The following is a 1,765-nucleotide window of genomic DNA, read 5'->3' as shown; positions in this document are numbered from 1 at the left end:
AGAGTGGATATATCTAAGAAAAGATTGTAGGAATGTTATGTCACAAGTAAAAATTGTTACAGACTCATCCGTAACGATTGAGCCTGAAGTTGTTGAAAAATACGGAATTACCATCGTTCCCCTCTCTGTTATGGTGGACGGTGTCCTCTATTCAGATGCGGAATTAACAGAAGGACAATTCCTTCAGTTGATGAAGTCCAGTAAGAACCTTCCAAAGACCAGTCAACCTCCAGTAGGTGTGTTTGCAGAAGCCTTCGAAGGTTTGGCTGCAGAAGGGGCGCAAATTATTGCGATCCATATGTCTCACGCCTTATCTGGTACAGTGGAAGCTGCACGTCAAGGTGCTACCTTAGCCAATGCAGATGTCACGGTGATCGATAGTAGCTTTACGGACCAAGCCATGAAGTTCCAAGTGGTAGAAGCAGCGAAAATGGCTCAAGAAGGAGCTAGCGTAGAGGAAATTGTAGCCCGCATTGAAGAGGTCAAGCAAAAATCTAGACTCTACATTGGGGTTTCTACTCTGGAAAACCTGGTGAAAGGAGGTCGGATTGGCCGCGTAACTGGTTTATTGAGTTCCCTTTTGAACATTCGGGTTGTCATGGAAATGAAGAACGATGAACTGCAACCGATTGTCAAAGGACGCGGACAGAAGACCTTTAAAAAATGGTTGGACGAGTTGATTCAAGACTTATCTGGTAAAGAAATCGCTGAGATAGGGATTTCCTATGCTGGTGGACCTGACTTTGCTAACCAAATGAAGGCACAATTACAGCCTTTGGTTGCAGCTCCAATCTCTGTTTTGGAGACAGGTTCGATCATTCAAACTCACACTGGTGAAGATGCCTGGGCAGTTCTTGTCCGATTTGCATAGAAGCCCGTCAATAAAGGAATTTATTCCTAGATAAATGTTGATAAAAACAAGTTTAGTACTTGACCTAAAAGCATTTTTTAGATATGATAGAGATGTTAAGGGTAAAACCTAAAAAAATTTGGAGGATTTGTTAAATGGCTAACAAACAAGATTTGATCGCAAAAGTGGCAGAAGCTACAGAATTGACTAAAAAAGACTCAGCAGCAGCAGTTGACGCTGTATTTGCAGCTGTTTCAGAATACCTTTCAAAAGGTGAAAAAGTTCAATTGATCGGTTTCGGTAACTTTGAAGTTCGTGAACGTGCAGCTCGTAAAGGTCGCAACCCACAAACTGGTAAAGAAATCAAAATCGCTGCTTCTAAAGTTCCAGCATTCAAAGCTGGTAAAGCTCTTAAAGACGCAGTTAAATAATTGTGATTACAAAGGTTCCTTCTAGCTTGCTAGAAGGAACCTTTTGTTTTAGAGTAGTTTCTAGACAGGGCCTATAAATAGGAGTATAATAGAAAAAAGTGAGAAATGGAGGGTGGACCATGAGATGGATTGTTGGAATCTTTGTTCTGCTCATGATTAAGCCAATTCTTTATCTATTGAAAGGTCTCTGGTTTATGGTGGAACTCTTCTTTATGTTCCTCTTTGTTAAAATTTTACTAGGAACTATGAGATGGATCTTTAGTTGGGGAAGTTAAGATTAGATATAAAAAAGTGTGGGAGTAAAGGAGCTTGATTCGAGCTAATTTAATCCTGCACTTTTTCTTATTTACAAACATTCTAATTAGGCAAAATGTGGTATTCGTGATATAATAGTTTTAAAGAAGAGACAGAAAGGGGAAAGACCATGCTAGCTTGTTTAACGCTCGATTCCGTTCAACAAGAAAAAGTGGAAGATGTATTGCAA

Annotated in this window: 3 protein-coding genes; all 3 read left to right on the top strand. The window is 39.9% G+C overall.

What is annotated here, in order from left to right:
- Positions 1-37 precede the first annotated feature (37 nt).
- The 3 genes from ACLOR3_RS06450 to ACLOR3_RS06440 all read left to right on the top strand — a co-directional run bounded on the left by ACLOR3_RS06450 (position 38) and on the right by ACLOR3_RS06440 (position 1,556).
- Positions 38-871, top strand: a complete 834-nt coding sequence (locus ACLOR3_RS06450; RefSeq protein ID WP_195610912.1) for a DegV family protein — start codon at positions 38-40, stop codon at positions 869-871.
- Positions 872-1,005: 134 nt separating this feature from the next.
- Positions 1,006-1,281, top strand: coding sequence for an HU family DNA-binding protein (locus ACLOR3_RS06445; RefSeq protein ID WP_006596762.1), 276 nt, complete (start codon positions 1,006-1,008; stop codon positions 1,279-1,281).
- A 119-nt stretch (positions 1,282-1,400) separates the two neighbouring features.
- Positions 1,401-1,556 carry a hypothetical protein gene (locus tag ACLOR3_RS06440; protein ID WP_185759638.1) on the top strand — a complete coding sequence of 52 codons (156 nt, stop codon included), beginning with the start codon at positions 1,401-1,403 and terminating at the stop codon, positions 1,554-1,556.
- The last annotated feature ends 209 nt before the right edge of the window (positions 1,557-1,765 follow it).

Source organism: Streptococcus intestinihominis, from assembly GCF_046824975.1.
GTDB lineage: Bacteria > Bacillota > Bacilli > Lactobacillales > Streptococcaceae > Streptococcus.
The sequence above is the reverse complement of the archived record's forward strand: the minus strand, read 5'-3'. Positions and strand labels throughout refer to the sequence as shown.

What these genes read in the sequence shown, in the direction of transcription:
- ACLOR3_RS06445 (WP_006596762.1), top strand. Translation starts at nt 1,006, where the DNA reads ATGGCTAACAAACAAGATTTGATCGCAAAAGTGGCAGAAGCTACAGAA.
- ACLOR3_RS06440 (WP_185759638.1), top strand. Translation starts at nt 1,401, where the DNA reads ATGAGATGGATTGTTGGAATCTTTGTTCTGCTCATGATTAAGCCAATT.
- ACLOR3_RS06450 (WP_195610912.1), top strand. Translation starts at nt 38, where the DNA reads ATGTCACAAGTAAAAATTGTTACAGACTCATCCGTAACGATTGAGCCT.